At 42.1% G+C, this 22200-nt stretch carries 18 protein-coding genes; 5 read left to right on the forward strand and 13 right to left on the reverse strand.

Annotation, left to right across the window (positions count from 1 at the left end; genetic code table 11):
- Positions 1-5: 5 nt before the first annotated feature.
- From purH to HRU80_10860, 5 genes are all read right to left on the reverse strand, one after another.
- Positions 6-1514 (reverse strand): bifunctional phosphoribosylaminoimidazolecarboxamide formyltransferase/IMP cyclohydrolase, encoded by a 1509-nt coding sequence (purH, locus tag HRU80_10840; GenBank protein ID QOJ29350.1) that lies wholly within the window; start codon positions 1512-1514, stop codon positions 6-8.
- A gap of 7 nt (positions 1515-1521) precedes the next feature.
- On the reverse strand, positions 1522-2133 hold the full coding sequence (locus HRU80_10845) for a phosphoribosylglycinamide formyltransferase (GenBank protein QOJ29351.1): 612 nt from the start codon (positions 2131-2133) through the stop codon (positions 1522-1524).
- A 68-nt stretch (positions 2134-2201) separates the two neighbouring features.
- Positions 2202-3704: a DUF3808 domain-containing protein gene (locus tag HRU80_10850; protein ID QOJ29352.1), complete on the reverse strand. Its 1503-nt coding sequence runs from the start codon at positions 3702-3704 to the stop codon at positions 2202-2204.
- Positions 3704-5329, reverse strand: coding sequence for a CTP synthase (locus HRU80_10855; protein ID QOJ29353.1), 1626 nt, complete (start codon positions 5327-5329; stop codon positions 3704-3706). The genes HRU80_10850 and HRU80_10855 overlap by 1 nt, the downstream gene beginning before the upstream one ends.
- A 128-nt stretch (positions 5330-5457) precedes the next feature.
- Positions 5458-9237: a T9SS type A sorting domain-containing protein gene (locus HRU80_10860; protein QOJ29354.1), complete on the reverse strand. Its 3780-nt coding sequence runs from the start codon at positions 9235-9237 to the stop codon at positions 5458-5460.
- Positions 9238-9470: 233 nt separating this feature from the next.
- On the opposite strand from HRU80_10860, the gene HRU80_10865 reads away from it, so the two are divergent.
- Genes HRU80_10865 through HRU80_10885 form a run of 5 tightly spaced genes read left to right on the forward strand, consistent with a single transcriptional unit; the run spans position 9471 to position 13739 of the window.
- The gene (locus HRU80_10865; GenBank protein QOJ29355.1) at positions 9471-10568 is read left to right on the forward strand and encodes a glycosyltransferase; all 1098 of its coding nucleotides are present in this window, start codon (positions 9471-9473) and stop codon (positions 10566-10568) included.
- Positions 10562-10984, forward strand: a complete 423-nt coding sequence (locus tag HRU80_10870) for a cytidine deaminase (protein ID QOJ29356.1) — start codon at positions 10562-10564, stop codon at positions 10982-10984. Before HRU80_10865 ends, HRU80_10870 begins: the two co-directional genes overlap by 7 nt.
- Entirely contained in the window at positions 10984-11559 is a 576-nt protein-coding gene (locus tag HRU80_10875; GenBank protein ID QOJ30524.1) for a thymidine kinase, read from the forward strand. Before HRU80_10870 ends, HRU80_10875 begins: the two co-directional genes overlap by 1 nt.
- A 3-nt stretch (positions 11560-11562) precedes the next feature.
- On the forward strand, positions 11563-12915 hold the full coding sequence (locus tag HRU80_10880) for a NupC/NupG family nucleoside CNT transporter (GenBank protein ID QOJ29357.1): 1353 nt from the start codon (positions 11563-11565) through the stop codon (positions 12913-12915).
- Positions 12915-13739 (forward strand): purine-nucleoside phosphorylase, encoded by an 825-nt coding sequence (locus tag HRU80_10885; GenBank protein ID QOJ29358.1) that lies wholly within the window; start codon positions 12915-12917, stop codon positions 13737-13739. The genes HRU80_10880 and HRU80_10885 overlap by 1 nt, the downstream gene beginning before the upstream one ends.
- Here HRU80_10885 and HRU80_10890 read toward each other — a convergent pair.
- The 8 genes from HRU80_10890 to HRU80_10925 all read right to left on the reverse strand — a co-directional run bounded on the left by HRU80_10890 (position 13729) and on the right by HRU80_10925 (position 22183).
- Positions 13729-14133: an SPOR domain-containing protein gene (locus HRU80_10890; GenBank protein QOJ29359.1), complete on the reverse strand. Its 405-nt coding sequence runs from the start codon at positions 14131-14133 to the stop codon at positions 13729-13731. The genes HRU80_10885 and HRU80_10890 overlap by 11 nt on opposite strands.
- Positions 14134-14272: 139 nt before the next feature.
- Complete coding sequence (locus tag HRU80_10895; protein ID QOJ29360.1) at positions 14273-15595, reverse strand: hypothetical protein; 1323 nt, start codon at positions 15593-15595, stop codon at positions 14273-14275.
- A 13-nt stretch (positions 15596-15608) separates the two neighbouring features.
- Complete coding sequence (locus HRU80_10900) at positions 15609-16856, reverse strand: outer membrane protein transport protein (protein QOJ29361.1); 1248 nt, start codon at positions 16854-16856, stop codon at positions 15609-15611.
- A gap of 35 nt (positions 16857-16891) precedes the next feature.
- Positions 16892-17386 (reverse strand): hypothetical protein, encoded by a 495-nt coding sequence (locus HRU80_10905; GenBank protein QOJ29362.1) that lies wholly within the window; start codon positions 17384-17386, stop codon positions 16892-16894.
- On the reverse strand, positions 17376-18869 hold the full coding sequence (locus HRU80_10910; protein ID QOJ29363.1) for an acetyl-CoA carboxylase biotin carboxylase subunit: 1494 nt from the start codon (positions 18867-18869) through the stop codon (positions 17376-17378). Before HRU80_10910 ends, HRU80_10905 begins: the two co-directional genes overlap by 11 nt.
- Positions 18866-21214, reverse strand: coding sequence for a Smr/MutS family protein (locus tag HRU80_10915; protein QOJ29364.1), 2349 nt, complete (start codon positions 21212-21214; stop codon positions 18866-18868). Before HRU80_10915 ends, HRU80_10910 begins: the two co-directional genes overlap by 4 nt.
- On the reverse strand, positions 21215-21733 hold the full coding sequence (locus HRU80_10920) for a CvpA family protein (protein ID QOJ29365.1): 519 nt from the start codon (positions 21731-21733) through the stop codon (positions 21215-21217).
- Positions 21734-22183 (reverse strand): GatB/YqeY domain-containing protein, encoded by a 450-nt coding sequence (locus HRU80_10925; protein ID QOJ30525.1) that lies wholly within the window; start codon positions 22181-22183, stop codon positions 21734-21736.
- Between the last annotated feature and the right edge of the window lie 17 nt (positions 22184-22200).

A 22200-nucleotide genomic window follows, 5' to 3' on the forward strand; every position in this document is an offset into this window, starting at 1 on the left:
TCCTCTTAGTGTTTAAAGTGCCTATGGCCTGTAAAATACATTGAAACCTGCAGTCTGTTTGCTGCAGCAATAACTTCCTCATCTCTGACTGAACCTCCCGGCTGAACAATTATGCCTGCACCCGCAGCAACGCATTCTTCAAGACCGTCCGCAAAAGGGAAGAATGCATCAGAGGCAACACAACTTCCGTTAAGATCATGTCCTCTGTCCTTAGCCTTCATCACTGCAAGTCTGACCGCATCAACCCGTGAAACCTGTCCTCCTCCAATTCCTAAGGTCATTTTATCCCTGGTAAACAAAATTGCATTTGAGCGGATATGTTTAACAATTTTCCAGCTGAACTCTATTTCTTCCATCATATCCGGGGTGCTGGTTTTTTCAGTTACGCATTTAAATTCCGGTTTCAGACCTCGGTCGGCAGACTGATATATCAATCCGCCAGGTATAGATCTGAACTCAATTTCTGAAGCGCTGAATAATGAAATTTTTGAAAGTATTCTTCTGTCCTTCTTCTTTTGAAGAATGATAAGCGCATCATCCGTATATCCTTCCGCAATAATCACTTCAAGGAAGATTTCATTCAGTTTTTCAGCCAGTTTATTATCAACTATTCCGTTAAAACTAACAATGCCTCCGAATGCTGATACCGGATCACAGGAAAGAGCTTTGGTATATGCTGTTAACAGGTCTTCTGCCTGAGCAACACCGGCAGGGTTAACATGCTTTATAATAGCGGCAACAGGCCGGTCAAACTCTTCAGTTATCCCGACAGCCGCGATAGTATCCATTATATTGTTATAACTAAGTTCTTTACCGTGATGAACTCTTATGCATGAATAAAAATCACCATACATACCTGCTGACTGATGTGGATTTTCACCGTAACGAAGCGGGGTGCCGGAAGTGTAGTTTAATGAAAAAACGGAATGATCAAAAAACCGTTTGCTCAGGGTTCCTGATATAAGCGCATCATACTGTTGTGTATAAAGAAATGCATCAACAGCGAATGTTCTCCGTGATTCTTCTGTGAGAGAATCACCTGCAATTAAGGAAAGAAATTTTTCGTACTGCGAAGGATTGGTAAGTACAGTGACAAACTTATGGTTCTTGGCGGCGGCTCTGATCAGAGATGGTCCGCCGATATCAATATTTTCAATAAGTTTTTCAACAGTTGAATCGGGGTTTCTTGCCGCAGCCTCAAACGGATATAAATTCACACAGACTACATCAATTGATTCACCTCCGATTTGAACCAATTGCTGCTGATGTTCCTGATTATCACGCTTGTAGAGGATTCCGCCGAATACTACCGGATTAAGAGTCTTTACTCTTCCCTCCATCACTTCAGGGAATCCGGTGAGCTGACTAATTTCAGTAACTTGGAAATGATGATCCTTAAGATATGCTGCTGTCCCTCCCGTCGCAATAATACTGTAACCGTGTTTACGGAGGCCTTCAGCTAATTCAATCAGATTTGTTTTATCAGATACGCTTATGAGAGCAGTTTTTTTCAAATTTTCACTAATATATTACGGTTACTCTGCCGTTACTGATTTTAATTCTATCCTCAGCAAATGCATGAACTATTTTTGGCAGTAAAATATGTTCAGTATTTAAAACTAATTTTGCAATTTCTTCAGGAGACTTTGCAGCTGATATATCACAGGTTTCCTGTGCAATAATTTTTCCTTCATCATACTGATCATTTACAAAATGAACAGTTGCCCCTGATTTCTTCATACCGGAAAGAAACACAGCATCATGCACTTTTGAACCGTAGAAGCCCTTTCCCCCAAAAAGAGGAAGAAGTGCCGGATGAATATTAATAACCCGCCCAGGATACTGCTGAAGAAGAAAATCCGGAAAAAGTTTCAGATAGCCGGCAAGTACAATCAGACCAATATTGAGTTCAGAAAACAGATTAAGAACCTGTTCCAGAAATACAGAATCAGTCCGGTATCGTATGAATGAATTAACTACAGGGATATTTTTCCGGGCTGCGAACTCAAGTGCTCCACACACTTCTTTATCACTTACGACACATCCTATCGAATAGGAGCCATAAATGAAACTTTTCTCGTATAAAGAAACAAGGCTGCTTCCCTTTCCAGAGGCAAAAACTGCAACTTTCAAGAAAAGTAACTTTTCATTGCAAAATTAGCGATTTTATGCGTTTTTTTCAATAAAAATCACCAAAATCCCTATATTTCCACACTATTGTTTAACCGGTATTCCAGGGAAAAGAAGAGACCCTCCAGGCGTGAGGGAAAGTCAAAATTGCTGTAATTCTCCACCCTGTTTTTATACTCGGCGAAAGACTCCTGGTCCCTCTCCCTGACAGCGATTTCCGAGAGCAGATAAAGACTATAGGGATACAGCCAGACCTCGCTAAGATTCTTTTTACTCAGGATACTCTCTGCCAGTTCTTTCACCTTTCTTAGTTCATTAGAACTCAGGTAGAGCAATGCTAATTGGTACTCCGCCTCGGCTATCATTTCAGGTTCGGTCCCTTCGTTAATCACCTTATTGAAAACCGATTCAGCTGAGTCTGTCTTTCCTCTCATGACAAGTGATTCTCCATAAAGGAGCAAAGCTTCATCATAATAAACGATTCGGCTGGTCAGTTGTTTCCCTTTCCGTTCAGCATAACGATCCTCATCAATAGATCTGCTTCCGCTGCCGGTTAAGGCATAAATCTCTTCAGCTTTCCTTCGGTTGCCCGAAAGATCATATGAATACCCCAGACGAAGAGCAGCAATCCCCTTATAATCATTTTCTTTTGAAATAGCTAAGAAATCGGTATAAAACCTGATTGCTTTGCTATAATTACCCGAGTAAAAGTGAACATCCCCCATCAGAAAGTGGGTAAACGCCAGCAATTTTGGCAGGGGGTTGTTTTTAACTCGCTGAATCTTTTGGAGCTGTTTTTCCGCAACATCAAGATCCCTTAGTTTTATGCTGTTCACGGCAAGGAAATAGCTAAACAGAAGATTTCCGGGATATTTTGCTGATAGTCTGGCTAATACCTTCTCGGATTTACGATAATCATGAAGAAGTTCTGACAAAATGAAGGCATAGTAGAATTTTGATTCAACCTCATTTTTTTCAGCTTTTTCTGCTGCTAAGGTTAAATATTCAAGCCCCAGTTTAAGGTCGGCCTTAAATCCGATGACTTCAAGAGCCCACTTAAAGGAGGAAGGTACCTGAGAAAGAAATATTTTAAATAATCCCAATCCCAAATATGCATCGTAAACATCAGGGTCGGAATTCTTTAACTTCTCTAGAAAACTGTTGGCTTTTTGGGCTGCCCAAATGCATTCCAGGTAATTTTCTTTTCTGGCAAATGCAATAGTTCTGAGGGTATAAGTATTTCCTGCCAGAAGAAGAAGATCATTATCAGGATCATTCTTCTTCATCATTACATTGATTTTATCAATAGCCAGATCTGAATACTTTAGGAACTGGTCAAAATCCGCATTATCGGGCACACTCATCAGTTTCCAGAAGAAAAGAGACGACTTGTGGTAATATGCAAGCGGATTATCCGGGCTGGCTTTTATCAGCTGATCATATACTCTGGCAGCTTCATTAAGCTTAAAATTGTAAGAAAGCTCAATTCCTTCATTCAGCTGATTATTATAATTATTCGCGTTTACGGAATTTAAAAAGAAAAGAATGGAAATTATGAACAGTATTTTTTTCATCAGTGCTTCTTAGATGCCTTGTTTTCCAGAGAAACACGGATGAATTCCCTGAATAATGGATGTGGTTTTGTAGCCCGTGATTTAAGTTCAGGATGAAACTGACAGCCGAGAAACCATTTATGCCCGGGCAACTCAGCAATTTCAACTAAAGTTTTATCAGGTGAGAGACCCGAGAATTTCATTCCGGCATCACTTAGCTGCTTTCTGAAGTCATTGTTAACCTCATAACGATGTCTGTGTCGTTCAGTTATATACTCGCTTCCGTAAGCATTGAATGCAGCCGAATTCTTTTCGATAATTGCCGGATATGCGCCTAATCTCATGGTGCCCCCCATATTCTTCACACTTTTTTGTTCATGCATCAAATCAATAACGCTGTATTTATTCTTCTTGAATTCAGAACTATTTGCATGCTTTAACCCGCAAACGTTTCTGGCATATTCAATGATAGCACATTGCATACCTAAACAGATGCCAAAGAATGGCAGATTATTCTCTCTCGCAAATTTTATAGCGTTTATCTTTCCTTCAATACCCCTTTCCCCAAACCCGCCCGGAACCAGCAGACCGTCAGCATCCTCAAGTATCTTCTCAAATCCAGGCTTTTCACATTCTTCAGCTGAGAGAAATACCAGATCCACCTTGGCATCATTGGCAGCACCTGCATGCACAAATGACTCAACTATAGATTTATAGGAATCAGCCAGGTTGGTATATTTGCCGCAAATGGCAATTGTAACTGATTTTTTAGGATTTTTAATTTTATCTACAAATTTTTCCCATTCGTCCAGCTTTGATTTCTTATCAAGCAGATTCAGCCGTTTAATAATCATCTGGTCAAGCTTTTCTTTATGAAGCACTAATGGTACTTCATAAATTGAGGTGCAGTCATAGGCTGAAATAACCGCCTGCTCCTCAATATTGCAGAATAAACCAATCTTGGCACGTATTTCAGCAGGGAGTTTCTTTTCAGAACGACAGACCAGTATATCGGGCTGGATACCCAGTTCTAATAGATTCTTTACCGAATGCTGTGTAGGTTTGGTTTTTAATTCCCCTGCTGACGCGATGAAGGGTACCAGGGTCACATGTATGGCAAGTGCGTTTTTCCTTCCAACCTGCAGCATAAACTGTCTCATTGCCTCAATGAAAGGGAGGCTTTCGATATCACCGACCGTACCGCCGATTTCAGTAATCACAATATCATACTGCCCCAGCGTGGCAAGACGATTCATCCGCTCTTTAATCTCGTCGGTAATATGGGGAATGACCTGAACGGTAGCACCCAGATACTCTCCCCGTCTCTCTTTTTGAATTACGTGATTATAAATCTGCCCTGTTGTAACGTTATTCAACCGGGTCATATTATCATTTATGAACCGTTCATAGTGTCCGAGATCAAGGTCAGTCTCAGCCCCGTCATCGGTGACATAAACTTCTCCATGCTGAAAAGGGCTCATGGTACCCGGGTCAATATTGATGTAGGGATCAAACTTTTGGATGGTCACCCTGAATCCGCGCTGTTTTAGCAAAAGTGCCAGAGATGAGGCAGTAATTCCTTTTCCGAGAGAAGAGACCACCCCCCCGGTTACAAATATGAATTTGACCTTATTTTTTGTCAGCATTTCGGGTATAGATTATAATTAAATAAACAAGAAAATTAAACTTAAAGCAGAAATTCTTCAATAAAACTTTGGAGAAATCGCGATATTTTTAAAATAAAAAAGGGAGCCGAAGCTCCCTTTTAAGGAAATTACTTAAGTAGAATAAGTTTCTTAGTTGAAATAAACTCACCTGCTTCAAGTTTGTAGAAATAAACACCTGAGGAAAGTCCTAAAGCGTTGAATTCCACCTCGTGGTTGCCTGATTTTCTTACTTCATTAACTAGAACTCTTACTTTTTCACCCAGTGCATTAAATACTGATAATTCAACGCGGCTTTCAACCGGCAGGCTGAATTTTATCAGTGTTGAAGGGTTAAAAGGATTCGGATAGTTCTGTTCCAGCGCAAACTGAACCGGATTCAGGATTTCTACTTCCACCACATCACTGTAGGTGTGAGTACCATCAAAATCAATCTGTTTGAGCCTGTATGAGTAATTACCTTCTTCAAGACCTCTGTCTGTGAAGACATAGGAATTTTGCAGAAGTGAGGTTCCGTTACCCTGAACGAATCCAACCTGCTCAAATGAGCCCTTAGAAGATTTTCTTTCGATTTCAAATCCAAGGTTATTCTTTTCAGAAGCTGTAATCCAGCTGAGAGTTACCTGATCATTTGTCGTGCTTGCGGTAAATGATGTTAACTCAACGGGAATGATACCGGAAGCAACAAAATTGAATACGTTCTCAACAAGAGCGGTTCTCTGCTGAAGGTTATTCATTCTTCCGATTGCAAACGCAAGGAATACATTTCTGATGTTGTAAGGATTATTGTTTGGTGAATAAGCAATAATACTTGCAGAATCGGGCATTGCACTCCAGGTACCGAGTTTAAAGACACCTGTTTTATTCGGGATGATTCTCATTGCATCTCTTGTTCCCCATGAGGAGGATGAAGGATTGGTGAATGAGAGAGTATCCAGAATCGGATTCGGGAAATTGAAAATTGGATGCAGCGGATCCTTCTTGAAAAGAGTAGAAGTTGTTACGTCACTGACCCATGCGCTATCATTGAGCACATTTCTTCTGAAATACGGATCTTTATCTGTCGTAGTTCCGGAAATACGGTAAACATAACCCACTTCACCGCCTTCAACGATAACTTTACCGCCTCCGAGGGTGTAGTTCACAATTTCCGTTCTCTTTGCAAGGTCGTCGAACATTGCTGAGGTACGTGTACCAGCTGTAAGACAAACAATGTCATAGTTATTGAGCGTTGCTGCATTCAGTCCGGCCCACTCAACAGTGTCTACCACATAACCAGCATTAACCAGTGTCTGGGCGATGAATGATGACGATGCACCAAGAGGAGTCTCCAGATCACCAGGTCCGCCTTTGACTGATGAAACTCTGGCAGCCAGGGTATTGTCATCGTTCACAACAAGAACAACTCCAAGCGTGTTAATAACAGTGAATTTGAAATATCCGGTTGAAGGATAATAAGAAACGTTTTTATTAGTTGAATTATCAACCGCTTTTATCCTGTACCAGATTGAATCGCCGACCTGTACAACGGTGGTATCAATATCAAATACACCCGTAAAGCCTGCACCCTGTGGGCTGAGAGAAAACATTCCGGTGTTGGCAGGAAGATTACGATAGTATTCAACTGATGCTGCGCTGATACCAAGTGTATCATAGATACCAGCATCCACTCTTGCCGGCCAGCGGAGTCTTGGCTGATCACGGAGCGGCAGATGTGTAACAACCGGTGCTGTCTGATCTGCTACAAATGCAAAAGTAAACCAGGTATTTGCTCCTGGAGCATAACCATAATTGCCAAGTGAGGAAGCATCCTTAGCTTGTATTCTGTAATATACAGTATCGCCTACGGCATACTGAGAGGAATCAGAATTAAACACTCCGCTATAGCTGTTATCGGTTCCGGCTGCTAACATAAATTCAGAGACTGAACCGCTAAAGCCCTTTTTATGGAGTACTTTTACAGTATCAACACCGATATTATCAGTAACTACTGCATTCACCTGCTTTGGCCAGGTCTCTCTGAACTGATTCGGGAGTGCAGTGTGAGTAATCACGGGTGCAATTGAGTCAATGTTCGCAGTGAACGAGAAGTAATTTCCCGGTGCTCCTGCAGGAAGTAACGTTGATCCGCCCTGCTGATCAGCAGTTGCAATGTAGTAATTATACACAGCAGGAGATCCGTTTCCGGGGATATTAGCTGAGTACTGATCTGTACCAACCATGGTAAGTTTTACTGAATCAGTAATTGCACCATTGGCACCTCTGCCCCAATGAACATAGAGTTTATTAGTATCAAGAGGGACTGAAGAAGAAATTCCGACATTTACAGTATAAGGGCCGGTGAGGTTTTCGGTATTGGTGAGTGCATCATGAGTAACCGATGGTCCGAATGTAACTGTTGACATCCAGATCTGATAATTACCTGTTCTGTCATCAGCCCAGGTAGGATACACGGTATTTCTGTTTGCAGCAATGCCGATATAATCACCCTGGTAACCGCTTGCTAAGCCAGAGATTGTTTTTGGTTTGAAAGCCCTGTCAGTTACTTTGATGTTATCAAAGGTTGTTCCGCCGTCAGTACTGCGTGCAATATAAACATGGGCGCTGTCATTTGTAACATCACGGCTGTCATAAAATACTACATAGACATTACCTGTTGACTGATCAACGGTCATCCAGGGATAATACTGATCTTTGCCATTATTCAGAGGATCGTTATTTACTCTTACAAGCGGAGCCCAGGTCTCACCGCCATCAGATGATTTTGTAAGAACGATATCCGGATCACTGCCGGCTGGTGCGACTGTTTTCTGCGGCCACACTGCATAAATTGTTCCGTTACGCGATCCACCCGTGCGGTCAACTCCCATTACAGGAAAAGAAGAAACACGGATATTGCCTTTATTGGCAAGATTACCTCTGATACCAAAATTGGCAGCAGAGTAAATTCTTTTTGGCTGCGCCCATGTAGCACCGCCATCTGTGGATTTATTAAAACCAATAGCATCTTCCCCGTAGACACCAGCAGCCCAGTTATCGTAGACTGCCCAGAGTGCATACACTTCACCATTGGGTCCGGTTGAAAGATTAATGCCCTGATCATGAGAACCGGCATTAATCGGACCACTAACATTGGATGAATTACTCCAGGTCTGGCCATTATTGGATGAGTAACGAACCTCAATATCATTATTATTAGGGCTGGTTGAAACAAAAGCTGTCCAGGCAGCATAAACACGATTTTCGTAAGGACTGCCGGCTTTTTTATCAACAACTAAGTGGTTTTTGTCAAGGAGATCAGATGCGCCAGGAGGTCTTGGACCGACAACATATCTGCTCCATGAATTGCCGTTGTTAGAGGTAACAGCCACACCCTGACCGCCGTCATTTGTTCCGGCGTCAATAAATCCTGTGTAAATTAATCCGTTTGTACCAATACTTACGGCCGGATCACCTGAGGTGGCGCCATATGGGGGCTGATCAAATCCAGTCCAGCTTGTACCGCCGTTTGAAGTAAAATAGCCGCCGGTACCGTAAAGCGTGGTTACGGGCCAGTTGGTAGTATTAGGGGATACAAAAACGATATTTTCGTTTGTAGGATGAACATCCACACTCACTTCAGATTGTGTGGTGTTGCTCATAGGGAAAGGTCTGTAATTCGCTGAAACGGTTCCGGCTGATTTACCAAAATCATAAAACCGGGGACCGTAGAAGGTCGGGATGTAAATGTAATTTGCATCTCCTGGTACAGTCTGTGGAATATCGGATTTCGATATTTTAGACCATTTTTTATCCAATTCTCCTTCTCTCACAGGGGAATTACTCTGAGCGATGAGAGAGGCTGAAAACAGGAATAAATACGCGATTACAAAAAGTCGCATTTTTTTCATTAGTTTTCCTAACTTATGTTGATGATGATTTTGATTTCGGATTCAATGACGCAGTGTCTTTTCGAAGTACGAGTGAGCGAGATTTCTTTTTTCCTGAAATTTAGGAGCTAATATTTCAATATCCTTAATAATAAACAAATGATTTTTTCACTCTCTTTACTTCGTGTGATGTCAGCATCTTTCGGTAAAGTTGCCGGCTCTCGCGTGTTACCATCCGGCTCCGGTTATTCATTATGAATTCATTTTTGGATTGGTTTATTCTCTATGTATTTGCGGGCTGTATTTTATTCAATCTGGGACTGATTCTTATTCTCTGGAGAGTATTCCGGTCTGCAAAAAAGAGTGCTCCAACGCAATCCGGAATCTGTACCGGACTCAGTGTAATAATTGCCGCCAAAAATGAGGCCGGAAGGCTCCCCTTCCTGCTGTCAGCATTGGAAAACCAAAAACCCGTTTCAGTACCATTTGAAGTAATTATCGTTAACGATGCTTCAGAGGATTCTACTCCCGTTCTGCTTCATAAGGCATCACTTAAATATCCCTGGCTCAAAGTAATTGACCTTCCGCAGAGTTCAGGAAAAAGAAGGGCATTAACCCGGGGTGTCGAAGAAAGTCAATATAACTCAATAGCGATTACTGATGCGGACTGCCTTCCCCAAGATGGCTGGTTCCGGGCACTGGTGAATAACTTCAATCAGGATTATGATGTGATTTTCGGAGTGGCCTATTCTGAAATTAACGATAACTATGTCTCGAGAATAGGCTCCTATGAGAATTTCAGGGGAACTCTCCTCCTGCTTGCGGCAGCATATCTGAAAATCCCCTATTCGGCACGGGCAGCAAATTTTGGATTTAAGAAGGCATCCTTTCATGCTCTGGGCGGCTATCATTCAACAAATGATTCCATCAGCGGAGACGATGATCTTCTTATCAGGGAAGCATTTAAGGCAAAAATGAAGATTCATTATTTTACTGATGAATCTTCATTTGTGAAGTACTTTCAGAAAACATCGGTTTTTGACTATCTCAGACAAAAGGCCCGCCATACCGGCTCCTCACACCATTATCTCTTTTTGCATCAGTTTATCCTGACTTACTGGCATGCAATGAATATCTTCGGCCAGTGGGCAATCATTTTCGCTCCTTTCTCAGTCTGGTTTTTATGGCTGACGGTTCTTAAAACACTGTTTGATGCAGTAATTACCTCTCTTTTTGAAAGAAAATGCGGGTATAAATTCCCGTTAATTGATAAATTCGTGATTCCTTTTATTTATGAATTTTTTATTGAAGTCAATTTTTTTTACTCCTTTTTCAGAAAATCCAAATGGTAAGAGTATCAGAAGCAAAAGCTAAAGAGTTAGCGCTGATTGCCCGTGAAACCAGAAAAAACGCCCATGCCCCCTACTCAGGATTTCACGTTGGATCTGCCCTGCTCACATCAGATGATAAAATATACACTGGCTGTAACGTTGAAAACAGCAGTTATTCACTTACAAATTGCGCGGAGCGAACAGCAATATTTAAAGCAATTTCAGAGGGGGAAAGCAAATTTAAGGCTATCGCAGTCGCTTCAGACAGTCCTGATTTCCTTCCGCCCTGCGGTGCTTGCCGCCAGGTTATTGCTGATATCTGCGGAAATATAGATGTGGTCATGATCGATGAAGAAGATTCCCTTAAAATACTCTCGATTTCTGAACTTCTTCCCCTGGCTTTCAGCGGGGACCAGATCAAACCGGAGGGTAAATGATGGAATCCTCTATCCCTCACCTCCTGCCAAAGGATACCGGCTGGATTGAAGTAATAACAGGCTGCATGTTCAGCGGAAAAACGGAAGAACTTATCCGGCGGCTCAGGAGAGCTCAAATAGCAAAGCAGAAAGTGCTTATTATTAAACCCGCAATTGACAATAGATACTCAGAAAACAATATAGTCTCACATAATACCCAAAGTCTGCCCTCGGTAGTTCTGGATAACAGTTCTGCCATCCGGGATCTGGCAAAAGACGCTCAGGTTATCGGAATAGATGAGGTCCAGTTTTTTGACGGAGATATCCTTTCGATCTGTAAAGAACTTGCATCTGACGGCAAACGAGTGATAGTAGCCGGACTTGATCAGGATTACACCGGCAAGCCATTTGAACCGCTTCCCCAGTTTCTTTGTGAAGCAGAATATATAACAAAGACACTTGCTATCTGCGTTGTCTGCGGCAATCCGGCAGACCGGACTCAGCGGACAACCGTAAGCAAAGAGAAAGTGTTAGTTGGTGCTGCTGATTATTATGAAGCACGCTGCAGAAAATGTCATTATATACCCGGAGAATAACCAATGTTTATCGAGAATTTGTTCAGAGGGATTCTGGGGATAATCCTTATACTTGGAATCGCCTATCTTTTATCGAATAATAGAAAAAAACTTAACCTCAGGCTCATTGGCGGCGGTCTCACTCTGCAGATAGTATTTGCAATACTGGTCATAAAGGGAGAAGAACTGCGTCAGTTCTTTTTTATTTTTGGCTGGCCGCAGGATGCATTTAAGGCAATCAGTTCCGGATTTGTAGCGATAATGAATTTTTCCTCTGAAGGTGCGAAGTTTATCTTTGGCAATCTTGGCATCGCACCTGGTTTTGAAGGAAGTATGGGGTTCTTCTTTGCTTTTCAGGTTCTCCCGACAATCATTTTCTTTGCATCATTAATGTCCGTGCTCTATTACCTGGGTATTATGCAAAAAATTGTTCAGGGAATGGCATGGATAATGGCCCGTGTAATGGGCACTTCAGGTGCCGAATCATTGAGCTGCACTGCAAATATCTTTGTCGGTCAGACAGAAGCTCCGCTTATGATACGGCCATTTCTTAAAGATCTTACCAAAAGTGAAATGCTGACTATTATGGTCGGCGGTATGGCGACTATTGCCGGCGGCGTGATGGCTGCATATATACAAATCCTTGCATCTTCACTTGCTGCAGCAAAGGGCATTCCTATTCAGCAGGCACAAATTGAGTTTGCCACTCATCTGCTCGGCGCCAGCGTTATGGCGGCACCAGCTGCTCTTCTTATATCAAAAATTATATATCCTGAGACTGAAGACCCGGTTACCCAGGGGACAGTAAAAGTAAAAGTTGAAAAGAATGCAGGCAATGTCCTTGAAGCCGCTTCCGCAGGTGCTGCAGATGGTCTTGGCCTCGCACTGAACGTCGGTGCAATGCTTATAGCTTTCATTGCATTGATTGCCCTTCTCAATGCAATTATTATGTATATCGGTGATGTCACGGGACTGAACGGAGTGGTTAAAGCTGCTTATAACACAAATTTTAACTTTCAGTTTATTCTCGGATGGATACTGCAGTGGCTTGCGTATGGAATTGGCGTACCCTCAGCTGATGCATTAAGTTTTGGCGGACTGGTAGGTACAAAACTGGTGCTTAATGAGTTTGTTGCATATATGGATTTTGGCACACTTATTCAAAACAAAGTTATTCTTTCTGAAAAAGCTATTATTATGGCAACCTACGCACTTTGCGGATTTGCCAATTTTAGTTCAATAGCCATTCAATTGGGCGGTATTGGTGCTTTAGCTCCTGAGAGAAAAAGTGATCTTGCCTCTCTTGGCATCAAAGCAGTGATAGGCGGCACACTTGCCACTCTTATGACCGCAACTCTTGCAGGAATTCTTTACTGATGATCCAGATCTCTGAAATATATCCGGAAACGGTTAAATACTTTACTTCCCTAATTGGAACTCACAGACCTGATTCGGCGATCATTCTGGGAAGCGGACTGGGAGAAATGCTTGACGGAAATGACATACTGTTCGAAGTTGATACAGGTGATATTCCGGGCTATCCGGTTTCTACTGTCTCCGGTCATAAAGGAAAGATTCAATTAGTTAACGTTGGCGAAAAGCTCATCCTTGCATTCAGCGGGAGAATTCATCCCTACGAAGGATATAAACTCTCCCAGTGCCTGCTTCCTGTTCATCTGAGTTATACAGCAGGAGTTCAAAATATAATTATTACTAATGCAGCGGGAGGTGTAAATCCTGATTTCAGCCCGGGTGATTTAATGCTGATCACCGGTATTAATCCCGGCGCACTTAAAATGAAAATCAGTGAGTTTTTCGGTACCCCACTCTCAGAGACTACTTCCCTGCTCAGAAGGTTCCCAGATCCTCTGCTCTATAATAATCTGATTGAACTCGGTCTCTCAGAAAATATCTATTTGCAGAAAGGGGTATACTGGTATATGAGCGGTCCGAATTATGAGACCCCGGCGGAAATACGTATGATTAAAAATTCAGGCGGAGATGCAGTCGGAATGTCAAGTGTTCATGAAGTACTATATGCAAATGCACTCGGCATCAGAACAATTGGAATTTCCTGTATTACAAATATGGGGGCAGGTATTTCCCCGGTGAAGCTAAGCCACTCTGAAGTGAAAGAAACCGCTGAAAGAGTCAAGGATAAGTTCAGCAGATATTTAAAAAGAGTTTTAGTTACTCTATAACTTTTACAACAAAAGCGTCTTTAAATTCTTTTTTCTTCCGGATACTGCGTTTTATCTTATGTGCCTCATCTGATTTTGCAACCGGCATCAGTTGCACTACCCAGAATTTCACTTCTGTTGAGTAAAACGTTCTGAGTTTTTTCCCCAATAGTTTCTCAGAAGTTTCAATATGCTTTTTTGCATTTGCTTCTGAAGAAAACGCACCAACCTGAACCGCATATACCGTTTTGGCATTAACTGAAGTATCTCTGACGTAAGTAATGAGTGAATCATTTTTTTCCTCAGGATCAGGCGTCTCTTTTTCTTCCCTGGTTACTTCTTCTTCCTGAACATCAAACACATATACAGAGTCAACGGGTTGTTTGTTTTCTTCCTCGCGTGTAGTGGAATCCATACCGCTGCACCCGGTTAAAAGCGCTGAGAAAATAAAAACTGCCAGTGGAAACAGAAATAAATAAGTTTTTGATTTCATTATGTATTGAATATAAAAAACAAGGGGACAGCCTTAAACTGTCCCCTTTATGGAATTCTATTTAGAAATAGAGATTATCAAGAGTACCGGCCGGTATGACTGGTAATCCTAACGCGTTATATTCTATCTTTTTGCCAAATCCGAGACCACCAGGTACGGTAGCTACGTTGATGCGCGGAATAGCAGCACCAAATTTTGTATTAATAACTTTAATGAACTCGTTAGCAATGATAGCAGCACCCTGATTTGAAGGATGTACGCCATCAAGACTGAAGAGACCGCCGGTTACAAATACATTAGTAAATCTGATTCCGTCAACTACCTGACCATTTGAAACGCCCGGGAAGTAAACATATGATTTAAATGCTGTATTCATGTCAACAAAACCGAAGTTCTTTGTTGTTGCAAGATTCTGAATAACTCCATTAAACTGCGCAACAGCAGTCTGAGCAACAACAACTTCACCAGAATCAAGAACTGCACTGTTAGGGAACGGTGTAGCCTTTGAGAAACCAGTCGGAGGAGTTGTATTTGCTCTGAGGGTAATAAAGTTCGGAGCACCATTTGCTGTCGGGAGGAGGCTTACATAAGCAGTATCACCTGTTGAAGTGACAGCCCAAACCTTTGTGACACCATTGAGAACGAACTGACCGCCAACGGTGGTGAAGAATGGAATGTCTGTTACATTCGGGATATTTGCAACTACAACACCGGCACCAAGAGATGCAATGGAATCTGCAAGCTGCGTATATAAAGCGGTAAATGTTGCTAACGGAGTCGGTGCTGCAGGAGCAGTTCCGCCCGAAGTAGCATAACCGAGCACATCGTTATTGCCGATCCAGAGAGTTAAGAATGTCGGGCTGAGTGCTTTAGCCTGTCTGAACTGTGAACCGAGATTTAATGCTGAGTTTCTTAATACCAGATCAAAAAACGGATTTGGTGACCCTGCCAGACCGGAAGCTGAATTGCTGGCGGTAGTTGCATTCATCACATCATAAAGTAATGCACCCGGAACACCGAGGTTATTATATGGTGCGCCATAGGTTGTGTTTGTTGGTGTACCTGTTGCAGCATTAGTTACAAGTGTGAACGGGCTAAGTGAACGGATTTCAAGTCTTCCGCCTGAACCCGGATCAGAATAGGTAGGCTGAGCAAATGAAGTACCAACCTGACCTGCAAGCTGAGCAGCCCATCCGTATTTCTGTGCACTTTCATAAAGAGCACCAGACTGATATCCGGCAGTAAGACTGTTACCAATAGCGGCGTATCTGGTAAAGTTAGCAGTACCGGTATTTACTGCAGGCGGAGCAGTAAGTTCACTTCTGTCTTCACATCCGGAAAAAACAAGCAGTCCTGCTGCTAATAAAAGCAATAATCTTTTCATTGATTTCTCCTTCTTAGAAGCTGTAATTAAATGTTACTGAAAAGAGATTACCTGTTGAGTTATATGTTCCGTTAAGCGGAGCAAAACCGCTTGAAGCATAGTTCACATCACTGTTCGTGATTGTTCTCTCAGCAAATCTCAGATATAAATAGGAAGCATCCAGCGAAAGGGTATTGGTTAACTGATAACCGAATCCAAAGCTGAAACCGAGTCTGTCTGAATCAGGAAGACTTGGGTCAACCATTTCATCCGGAACCGGGTTATTGTCAATAAGGAATCCGCACCGCAGATCAAGTGTCTGGTTATAAGCATACTCAGCACCGAAGCGAAGAATATAAGTATCTTCATAAAGTCTTGCACTTGCAAGATCAGTATATGCAGCATTCTTAAAGTCAACCTTTAAGGAGTCATAACTTGACCAGCCGACAAACTGATAATCTGCAGTGATCAGAAGGTCTTTGGTAACCTGATAACCAAGACCAAAAACAAACTGCTGGGGAGAAACAAAGGTAGCTTCAATATCACCTTCAGGAACTCTTCCTGTTAAAGCAGCAGGTACTCCTGTGGTTGTTGCTGTTCCTTCAAAAGCATATTCCACTTCACTCTTATAAGAAAGTCCGAGTGAAAGAGCTGAGAATGGCTGATAAGCAACGCCAAGATGGTATCCGAATGCACCGCTTTCACTGCCCTCGAGGAGGATTGTACCCTCACCCTGGAAAGGAGCGAAACCAATAGCACGGTCAAGTTTTACATGTGCAAGATTATAAAGAAGACCAACACCTACTGAAAGGTTATCCATTACTTTGTATGCAATAGAAGGCTGGAAGCTAAAGGTCTGTAAATCAGCTTCGATGCTGGAAAATCTGCCAACCCAGTCTTCTGACCATCTGGTACCTAATCCAAAAGGATTATTGACGCTTAAACCGGCTACCAAACCATCACTGATTTCATAGGTGAGGTAAAGGTGACTTGGCGGAAAAAGCTGTTTTTCCATTTCGGTTTCAGCAATTGAAGGGCTTGGACCTCTGAAAGATGCTGCAGGTGCAATAAGAGTGGTACCAACGGTGGCATTCCATCCTCTTAAACCGGCCATACCAGCAACGTTAAAATACAGCGAGGACGGGTCATTTACCATTGCGGTAAACGCACCACCCATGGCCATTGCTCTGGCTCCGTGCTCGTTAATCTGAAATCCACCCGCGAAGGTGTTTCCAAACATCATGAGAACGAAAAGTGTACAAAGTAAAGATATTTTCTTCACACTGACTCCTCTAGTGATTGTTTTGTGTTTATTTGTTACTTGACAGCGAAAAGGGGTGCACCCTTCTCAATGTTTTTATTCTCTTCGACATAAATTTCTTCTATGACGCCTGAATAAAAACACTTGATGGCGTTTTCCATTTTCATAGCCTCAAGAAATAATATGGTATCACCAGCCTGAACATTCTCCCCTTTTTGCCTGACAATTTTGGTGACCAGCCCCGGCATCGGAGAAACAACGTGGTGCTCTCTGCCGCTCTTTTTCTCCGCTTCGGCTATCTTTTCAAGATATTCGGTAATTTTATTTTTTATGCGTAGCCGAAAATAAACCCCCTGAGTGTAAATATCAAATACACTTTTTTCATTATTAAGATAAACTTTGTAGGGTTTCTGATCAATTTTGACGATTGCATAAGAATTTTCAACAGTCAGCACAGAAAAGGAAAATTCCCTGCCATTTACCCTCAGTTTATCTTCACTTGCCTCAATCTCAATAACTGAGGTACCGTCGTGGTATTTTTTAGTCTTCATAGAGCTGCCTTCTCCAATTTGACGTTTCTGCCTCTGTGGCCTCCCTTTGTCCTGAATTATTACGGACTGATGACTCAATAACCGCTAGTGCAGCCGCAAGAACCTCATCCGAAACTCCCTTTTCAGGGCGCAATGACTGTATTGCATCCATGGATTCCTCAATACTATTTATCGTATGGCTGCCCTTCACAAATTCAGGAAACTGGAGGAGTTTCTTCAGAAATTCAAGATTATTACCGCAACCTGCCAGAACCAGTTCATTTAACGCCCTGATGCCCCTGCTGATCGCCTTAGGGCGGTCGGCTGCATGAACGGTCAGTTTAGCAATCATGGGATCAAATGCGGTCGTAATTACAGAGTTCTCAGTAACCCCCTCATCAATCCGGATTCCCGGGCCGGATGGAAATACCAGTGTTGTAAGTTTTCCTGTTGCAGGAAGGAATTCATTATCCGGGTCTTCAGCGTAAATTCTGCATTCAATTGCATGTCCTCTGAACGAAATTTCATCCTGCCTGAATGACAACTCTTTCCCCTCCTCAATAAGAATCTGTTCTCTTACAAGATCAATCCCGGTTATCATCTCCGTTACCGGATGCTCAACCTGAATTCTGGTATTCATCTCCAGGAAATAAAAACTTCCATGTTTATCCAGAAGCATTTCAATCGTACCAGCGCCAAAATATTTGACTGCTTTTGCCGCATTGACTGCAACCGTAGTCATCTTCTCTCTTAAGTCAGGTGTTATTGAGGGAGAAGGAGCCTCCTCAATTACCTTCTGATGCCTTCTTTGCAGGGAACATTCTCTTTCAAATAGATGGACGGTATTTCCCATCTTGTCAGCAAGTATCTGCACTTCAATATGTTTTGGCTGCTCAATCAGCTTTTCAAGATATACGGCACCATTTCCAAAGAACTTTATTGCTTCCCGGGTTGCGGAGTTAAATGCATCCTCAAGTTCTTCAGGATTAAATACTTTTTTCATCCCCTTTCCGCCCCCTCCTGCTGTGGCTTTCAACAGAACCGGAAATCCGATCCGTGCTGCTTTTTCATACAGTTCCTCAACGGTTTTTATAACACCATCCGAACCAGGGACAACAGGGACACCTGCTTTTAATACAACTTCTCTGGCATTAGTCTTTTCTCCCATTGCTCTCACTGACTCTGCAGATGGTCCGATAAATCCTAACCCTGACTTTCTGACTGCTTCAATAAAAGATGCATTCTCTGATAAAAATCCATATCCGGGATGAATAGCATCTGCTCCTGCCGCTTTCGCAATTTCAATTATACGCTGTATATTTAGATATGTAGAAGAAATATCACCTTCACCAAGAAAGTACGCTTCATCCGCGGCAATGGCATGAAGAGAGGTTTCATCATTTTTATTATATATAGCCACAGCCGTTATGCCCATCTCACGGCATGTCCGGATAATTCGTAAAGCTATCTCACCTCTGTTTGCTATAAGGATTTTACGGATCATGTGAACTCCACAATGGTAATGCCATCACCGCCGAAATCAGGCGATGCAAAATAGAACCGTGATACACCGGGATGACTGCTCAGGATTTCTTTTACAAGCGCTTTCAGAGCGCCGGTACCCTTTCCGTGCAGTATTTCAATCCGTTCCATACGGCCAGCATAAGAATTATCAATAAACTTTGTCAGTTCAAGCCGTATTTCGTCAGGTCTTGCTCCCCGTATATCAATCCGATAACTGAGAGCTGACGCGTCATGATGAGCAGAAGAGGAAGAGACTGTTAACTCTTTTGCTGCCCCTTTCGAAATAACTTCAAGAGACGCAAAATCTGAATCCAGACGTAAACTTCCGGCCAGAACAGTTGCGCGCTTTTTTACCGGATCAGCTTCAATAACTTTTCCTGTTGTATTGGTACCCCGTATTTTGACGAACTGTCCGACTGATATCTGAATTAATTCTGTTTCAGTTCTTTCAGATTTTTCATCTGAAAGTGTCTTAAGGATTTCCTCTCCTTTTGAAATGACCTTTTTAACTGCAGATTTTTCACCTTTAGATTCTTTCAATTCCTTAAGAACCTTATTCATGTCCGATTTACTGGACTCAACTATTCTCTCTGCCTGTTTTCTGGCTTTGATTAGGATATCCTCTTTGCGCCTTTCGATATCATCAAGTTTCTGACGATAGAGTTTTTCCAGTCCTGCGATTCTTGATTCCTGAAGTGAGAGTTTATTTTCGCTTTCTTTTAACTTCTCCTGAAGGATTCTCACCTGAATTAAAGCATCTTCAGAAGTAATCGTTTCCTTACCGGCAAATAGTTTTGACTGTGCTATAAATTCATCATCAAAACCCAGTTTACCGGCAAGTTCAAAAGCATAACTCAGTCCTGGAAGACCCTGCTTAAGTATATAAGTAGGTTTAAGTGTATTTAAATCAAAATCAAACCCGGCGTTTTCAATTTCAGGATTAGAATCTGCAAGTGATTTCAGCTTGGAGTGATGCGTGGTCGCCAGAGTAAACGCACCATTACTAAGAAGTCTCAGCAAGACTGCGGATGCAATTCCTGAACCGGCATTTGGCTCCGTGCCGTTTCCCAATTCATCCAGAAGCACTACCGCCCCTGTTCCAGCCTCTGAAACAATTCTGTTGAGATTAAGAAGATGGGATGAAAAAGTGCTGAGGTTCTCTTCAATTGACTGATTATCCCCTATTTCAATATAAAGACTGTCAAAACTGCCGACAACAGAATCCGGTGAAACTGGTATCTGAATGCCTGCCTTTAACATAATTAACAGCAGACCCACAGTTTTCAGTGCAGCTGTTTTACCGCCGGCATTAGGACCGGAAATAATGATGGTTCTGCATTTCGAAAAATCAATGGAAATAGGGATTGTACTGTTATACCCGATTGATTCAATCAGCAAGGGATTTCTCGCCTGAAGAAGCGAAAGGGTCTGATATTCCTTTAACACCGGAGTAATTCCATTAACTTTCAAAGCATATTGTGCTCTGGCAAGATAAGAATCAAGCTCCCCGAGTACAGACAGATTAGTCATGAGCTGAGCAGAGAACTCTCCGATTTTAGAAGTGAGTTCCATGAGAATCCTCTCAACTTCCCTTTTCTCTGCATAGGTCAGGGATACAATCTCATTATTAAGGGCGAGTGATTCTTCAGGTTCAATGTATACGGTCTGACCAGTTGCTGATTCGGAATGTATAAAACCCTTTATCTGCCTCTTATATTCAGCTTTGACAGGAAGAACAAATCTCCCCTCTCTCAGGGTTATATAGTCCTCCCTGATGATATCCTCCTCTGAATAAGTCCTTCTCAAACGGTCAAACAGAATACGCAAATCGCGGCTCCGCCTGCGTATATCCTCCCTGATATCTCTCAGTTCCCTGCTGGCTGAATCTTTCACCTCACCAGTTTCTGAAAGGATGGATTGTATATGATGTTCCAGAGTAGAACTTGAAGTTATTCCCATGACAAGCAGCTTAAGATCCGGAACTTCTTTTTCAAGATTTTTTACGAATCCTGCCACGATACGGGAGTTTTGCAGAAGGCGAAGAACGGCCAGAATTTTTTCCGGCTTCATTATCATTCCTGAAACGCCTGAAGAAAGCAAATCTTCATTTAAATCGGGATGATACTCAACCGGGATGTTAATATTTCCGAGAAGAAGAGATTTTGCCTCTTCTATACGGGTGAAGACTTTAGATAGATACTCGAAGTTATAAACTGGTTCAAGTGACTCTATATAATTCTTTCCGGGATCGGTTACTGCAAATTTTCTGATTAAAGATAAAATTTTGCTGAACTCGAGTTTCCCGGCAACTGAACTGGGAATCATTTAAAGAGAGTCCTTTTCAATGAGAAATTCTTTGATTGATTTTTTTGTATCAGGATTCAGGTTTTCTATCTGATCAATGACGCCCGGCAGGAATGATGCGAGCGGTGAATAGAGAAATGATTCATTCCGGGTATCCTGCGAGGGAATCCGGAAGACGTTAAGCAGATAAAGTGCTGCACTGATAAAGAACAATATCTGAATCATACCCGTTATGCCTCCCAGAATCCGGTTCACCATGTTATTAATTTTATCGAACGGATGAACGACTCTTTTGATAACAGAAGTCAGAACAATCACAATTACAAATACGAAAAAACCCGCGAGAATTTCCGAAAAATAGGGTTCAATTCCGGTAATGGAATGCAAAACACCGCCGGCACTTTTAGCTAAAATCACCCCGAGAAAAATTGCAATGAAGAAACCGGCTGTCCCGATAATTTTTCTGATGATGCCATCCTTGAATCCAAGAATAAACGCAACCACCAGTACTATTAAAAGGATGATATCCAGATAATTCAATTATGAACCAAGAAATTCTTCAACGAGGGTTCTAACGATCTTACCGTCGGCTTTTCCTTTAAGCTCTTTTGCTGCAGCCGGCATTAGTTTTGAAAAATCAGCCTTGGATACGGCACCAACAGCAGAGGCCAGAGATTTAATCACATTACGAATTTCATCCTCGGTGAGTTGTTTCGGAAGGTATTCCTGAATGATTAGCATCTCTGATTTCTCTTTCTCAGCAATATCATTCCTTCCTGCAGCCAGATATTGTTCAATGGAGTCTTTCCGTTTCTTCACTTCCGATGAAAGCAGTTTAATTTCATCATCCGGACTCATATCACGGCCAATACCGCTTTTTTCAAATTCCAGGATTTTGGCTCTGATTGCCCGGACTGATTCAAGACGGAGTTTATCACCCGACTTCATGGCGGCTTTTAAATCTTCGTTTATTTTTTCCTTTAATGTCATATATACCTCAACTATAA

The sequence above is a fragment of the Ignavibacteriales bacterium genome (assembly GCA_015709675.1).
In the GTDB taxonomy this organism is placed as follows: domain Bacteria; phylum Bacteroidota; class Ignavibacteria; order Ignavibacteriales; family Ignavibacteriaceae; genus H2-BAC3.

Excerpts from the sequence above, each read along its gene's own strand:
- HRU80_10925 (QOJ30525.1), bottom strand. The coding sequence starts at position 22,183 with ATGACATTAAAGGAAAAAATAAACGAAGATTTAAAAGCCGCCATGAAG.
- HRU80_10875 (QOJ30524.1), top strand. The coding sequence starts at position 10,984 with ATGGAATCCTCTATCCCTCACCTCCTGCCAAAGGATACCGGCTGGATT.
- HRU80_10850 (QOJ29352.1), bottom strand. The coding sequence starts at position 3,704 with ATGAAAAAAATACTGTTCATAATTTCCATTCTTTTCTTTTTAAATTCC.
- HRU80_10905 (QOJ29362.1), bottom strand. The coding sequence starts at position 17,386 with ATGAAGACTAAAAAATACCACGACGGTACCTCAGTTATTGAGATTGAG.
- HRU80_10885 (QOJ29358.1), top strand. The coding sequence starts at position 12,915 with ATGATCCAGATCTCTGAAATATATCCGGAAACGGTTAAATACTTTACT.
- HRU80_10865 (QOJ29355.1), top strand. The coding sequence starts at position 9,471 with ATGAATTCATTTTTGGATTGGTTTATTCTCTATGTATTTGCGGGCTGT.
- HRU80_10890 (QOJ29359.1), bottom strand. The coding sequence starts at position 14,133 with ATGGATTCCACTACACGCGAGGAAGAAAACAAACAACCCGTTGACTCT.
- HRU80_10855 (QOJ29353.1), bottom strand. The coding sequence starts at position 5,329 with ATGCTGACAAAAAATAAGGTCAAATTCATATTTGTAACCGGGGGGGTG.
- HRU80_10895 (QOJ29360.1), bottom strand. The coding sequence starts at position 15,595 with ATGAAAAGATTATTGCTTTTATTAGCAGCAGGACTGCTTGTTTTTTCC.
- HRU80_10860 (QOJ29354.1), bottom strand. The coding sequence starts at position 9,237 with ATGAAAAAAATGCGACTTTTTGTAATCGCGTATTTATTCCTGTTTTCA.
- HRU80_10880 (QOJ29357.1), top strand. The coding sequence starts at position 11,563 with ATGTTTATCGAGAATTTGTTCAGAGGGATTCTGGGGATAATCCTTATA.
- HRU80_10910 (QOJ29363.1), bottom strand. The coding sequence starts at position 18,869 with ATGATCCGTAAAATCCTTATAGCAAACAGAGGTGAGATAGCTTTACGA.
- HRU80_10915 (QOJ29364.1), bottom strand. The coding sequence starts at position 21,214 with ATGATTCCCAGTTCAGTTGCCGGGAAACTCGAGTTCAGCAAAATTTTA.
- HRU80_10870 (QOJ29356.1), top strand. The coding sequence starts at position 10,562 with ATGGTAAGAGTATCAGAAGCAAAAGCTAAAGAGTTAGCGCTGATTGCC.